The organism is Candidatus Sarmatiella mevalonica (genome assembly GCF_016751895.1).
Classification (GTDB): Bacteria; Pseudomonadota; Alphaproteobacteria; order Rickettsiales; family Rickettsiaceae; genus Sarmatiella; species Sarmatiella mevalonica.
This window is the reverse complement of the sequence record NZ_JACVVM010000084.1, coordinates 1-3,940: the sequence shown is the minus strand read 5'-3', so window position 1 is coordinate 3,940 and position 3,940 is coordinate 1. Positions and strand designations below refer to the sequence as shown.

3 protein-coding genes and 3 pseudogenes are annotated in these 3,940 nt (G+C 36.1%); 1 reads left to right on the top strand and 5 read right to left on the bottom strand.

Annotated elements, in window-relative coordinates; translation table 11 throughout:
* Nucleotides 1-551: 551 nt before the first annotated feature.
* From Sarmat_RS06030 to Sarmat_RS06015, 4 genes and pseudogenes are all read right to left on the bottom strand, one after another.
* The gene (locus Sarmat_RS06030) at nucleotides 552-1,202 is read right to left on the bottom strand and encodes a transaldolase family protein (RefSeq protein ID WP_202149872.1); all 651 of its coding nucleotides are present in this window, start codon (nucleotides 1,200-1,202) and stop codon (nucleotides 552-554) included.
* 511 nt (nucleotides 1,203-1,713) lie between these two features.
* Entirely contained in the window at nucleotides 1,714-2,283 is a 570-nt protein-coding gene (locus Sarmat_RS06025; RefSeq protein WP_202149871.1) for an NADH-quinone oxidoreductase subunit J, read from the bottom strand.
* 725 nt (nucleotides 2,284-3,008) lie between these two features.
* Nucleotides 3,009-3,242: pseudogene (locus tag Sarmat_RS06970) on the bottom strand (integrase core domain-containing protein); the annotation flags it as partial.
* Nucleotides 3,243-3,264: 22 nt separating this feature from the next.
* Nucleotides 3,265-3,664, bottom strand: a pseudogene (locus Sarmat_RS06015) (transposase family protein); the annotation flags it as partial.
* A 26-nt stretch (nucleotides 3,665-3,690) separates the two neighbouring features.
* On the opposite strand from Sarmat_RS06015, the gene Sarmat_RS06010 reads away from it, so the two are divergent.
* Entirely contained in the window at nucleotides 3,691-3,828 is a 138-nt protein-coding gene (locus Sarmat_RS06010; protein WP_202149874.1) for a hypothetical protein, read from the top strand.
* Here the strand turns inward: Sarmat_RS06010 and Sarmat_RS06005 are convergent.
* Nucleotides 3,798-3,940: pseudogene (locus Sarmat_RS06005) on the bottom strand (IS5/IS1182 family transposase); the annotation flags it as partial. The gene Sarmat_RS06010 and the pseudogene Sarmat_RS06005 sit on opposite strands and share 31 nt — an antisense overlap.

The following is a 3,940-nucleotide window of genomic DNA, read 5'->3' as shown; positions in this document are numbered from 1 at the left end:
GCCTACGACTCTTTTATCCCAGATTTTTTCTAGCTTCTTTATTATTATTTCAAACTTTTCTAGCTCCATGCCAAATAATCTTAAAAAAACTCTTGGATGTTTAGCAATTTTACTGTATCTTATCATTGTGTGTAGTCTCTTGTTGGTTAAAAATCAAGTTCTATACACGCTTTATAAAAAATATCAATCCCTCCCTGTCAGTAATTTCCAATTCTATATACTTACGCAAGAGGTCTGTACAACCGTGAAGTGCTTTATCGAGACATTATCTCACAACTTAAGACCATCCGACGCCCTCTTTTTTGCACTCTTAAGTAGCGAGCTCAAAAAAATGTAGGGTACTATGATATTTCATACTAACTTGCATGATAAAGCTTAATATAGAGCTTAAGTTCGTGCATATTCCTTAGGTTATGCAAAAAATCTAATGAAAGCGCAAAACTTCGGACATACATGAATTTAAAGCGAGGATTTGAACAATAGGAGCGCCGTCACAGCTGCCATGCAGCAGTAGAGTTTTGCGAGAGGTCTATTGACCGTATTTCTTATTGTTACATATTTTTACCGGCACTGGACCATTCAGTAAGGAATTTAACAATCCCTTCCTCAGTCAGATGATGTTGATAGCATTGTATTAGTATGCGAGATGGGGCCGTAACAATATCCGCCCCACATGTTATTGCCCATTCCACATGCTCTACACTTCTAATAGAAGCGACCAACACTTTTGTATTAATTGCATGCATTTGATATGCTGATTTGATATTACTAATTACACTTTGAGCATCAATAGTGTTATCTAGCATGCGCCCTAAAAATGGTGAAACATAATATGCACCAGCGTGCGCCGCCATCATGGCTTGCGTTAATGAAAAACAGAGCGTCATGTTTGTTTTTATACCTTGTTTTGCAAGAATTGAGCAAGTCTCGAGACCATTGCGAGTGATGGGTAATTTAATTATTATATCGCGAGAAATTCCCAAAATTTTTTCCGCCTGTTCTAGCATTCCACGCGTGTCGGTTGCTACTACTTCTACGCTGACGTTGCGTTTGAGTATGAATGAAATGCGTTGAATAAGCTCATAAAAATTAACATTGCTTTGAGCGCATAGAGATGGATTAGTGGTAACTCCCGATATGAGACCTGATTTATAAAATGATTGGATTTCATCTAGTTGGGTGCTATCAAGAAAAAACTGCATATGCCTTTGTTTTATTATTTATTCATAATCAATAGAGATCTATATAATAACCGAAAACTTAAATAATGAGAATAAGACCTACTGCGCGGACGGCAAGTGTTGCCGCGCTCCTATTGTTCAAATCTGTACTTAAATTCATGCACGCTCCAGTGTTCTGCGCTTCCATTTACTTCTTGCATTTGTTCGTAATGCCCTCAAAAAATGGACCAGTAGTAGAGAGAGTATTTTATGTTAAAATGAACATACAATAGGAGAAAAAGCAAATGAGTAAAAACAAGAGTTATAGTAACGAATTCAAGTTTAAGGTTGCGCTTGAAATGGTCAGAGGAGATCTGACTGTACCAATTGAAACTTCATCTGATGAACAGTATTTTTTTACAAGTGATAGTCAGATAAGTTAAGACTGTCAGATGTGTTATTATTATACATAGACTCTTTTTCAAGCGCAATGTGTTTTGAGTTCACGAAAGTCTGTGTAGGAGTTTTGCCGTAACATCAATATGTATATAACTTATTGACTAAACAGAATCTCTGACTTGCTATAATCAACCTTCGCTCTTTTTGCCGCCCTCTTCTTATACCTCAAGGTAATGCTAATAGACACTATAGCGGCAACTAGTAACGCTAATCCTATTAGCAGAAATGGTATTACGAAATTGGTATAAATCACCGGAGTGTTAGTTAGGTCCATCTCCAATGGAGTAATAGACCTGCTAAAATCTTCTCCAGAAAAATATACCAAACATATATTCACGCTACATAATAGCCAAGCGCCAAAAATAAAAGAACACAAGCAGGATAAAGAAAAATTTTGTCTAAAATTATATCCGATTTTTAATGGATCCAAATCCATGGTGGTAATTATAAACAAAAATAACACCATTACTGCGCCAACATATACAGCAATTGTAGCCATTGCCAAAAACTCAGCGCCAAGCAGAATCATTAAACCTGCAACATTACAAAAGGCAAACAATAACCATAAGGCAGAAGTAACTGCGTAAGAGCTAAGCACTACGCCAAAACTGCTAATTATCGTTAAGAAGGCAAAGAGATAGAAAAAACAAGGAATAAAGAACATTTTTTATCACTCTCAAAATAGTAAAATTATAAATTATATCTAAATCTAACATCCAAACGGCACTCGAAGCATAACTTAGAGCGCTACCCTTCATTCTGTTCTAGCAGAAACTTGTTGGTTTTGAATTCCTCAAGCTGCGCATTTGCTTGATACTCTAAATCCTTTGCATGCTTGGTAATTCTACTCTTCATAGCTTGCTCAAACTTCTTCACTTCAGCATGAACAAATAAAAAAAACCTCTCATACTGAATTCTATTTTCGATATTTTTTCACTCTAAACTTGGGTTTAATTAAAGGAGAAATAGATTTGATTGACCGTTTCATGTTAACTCTTTAATAAAAATCATGCACTACTACGAACGATAAAAATTCAAGATTATTGAACCCTAGGTATTAAATTGTATAAAACATGTATCAAATTAACGATCGCTCCACTGCTAATCTATAACCATTGCTCAAATCTCTACTAGACATACGCCGTTTGTTTGCCGGTTGCAACTCTATAATTTCCAACAAACCCTACGCGCATTTTACTAACATCTGATTGAGATGTATTATTTGTCCATTTTGCGCATAAGGTTCAATAAATCTCCTCACAAACTCTATTCCTGACTGTTTAGTCCCAGTAAAAAATGGTTAGGATTAAGTATAAAATATTCAGGATGAGTTGTCCACTGATTTAATATAAATTGCCAAAGAGTTTTACCTTTGATAGCCTTCAGTCATTTAGCGAAGTTATAAGCAATCAAATAAGCATGCAGATGCTGTTTTAGCTCATCATGAGATGCATAATGGAAATTGTTTGCAGTTGCTTCTTTGAGAGTTCTGTTCATTCGCTCTACCTGCCCATTAGTCCAAGGATGCTTGATCTTAGTCTTTCTATGCTCTATCTGATACTCATTGCAAACACGCTCAAATATATGAGTAAAAGTATTTTTATGATGATCGTGATTGGTAAATTAGACCTCTTTCGAAACTCATTTATACTAGCTCCATGTTATAAATAGCTGCAATCAAATTGAATCTGAGGCCAAACCTTTTTCGTCTGTTTCTATATTTGTCAGATATGATTTTAAATCGTTTGAGCATACCGATAACATTTTCATTAACCACTCTTTCACTGGCAAGCTCTCGATTCTTCTCCTTATCCTCTTTTGTTAACGGGTTTTTCTTAGTCTTCTTTCTTTGGTAATTCAGACTTGCTATGCAGCTTTTGTATGCCTTGATATCCGGTATCAGTAATGACCTTTATATCAGAATTTATCTTTGTTCTCGACTCTTTGAATAGCCTAAAATCATGCCGTTTACCATTTGCAAAAGCAGTGCATATTACTTGTTTCATCTTCTTATTGACAACAACTTGGGTTTTTAATAGACCTCTTTCGAAACTCGCTCAATTAAGAGCAAATGCGAGGAGTATACGAAGCACAGAGCCGCAGCGTACATGAAGTACGTGAGGACTTGTGCATCGACAGCGTCGCCACAGTTGCCATCAGGAGTAGAGTTAGGAAAGAGGTCTATTGGCGTTTCTGTTGTATCTATTAGTATAACTTCATATTCCATATCGCTTCCAAGTAATGCCTTGCGACCAGGCAAAGCAAAATCAGGATGTTTGATTAGCGTATCTTCTATCCACTTAATTCCTTTGTAACAGGAA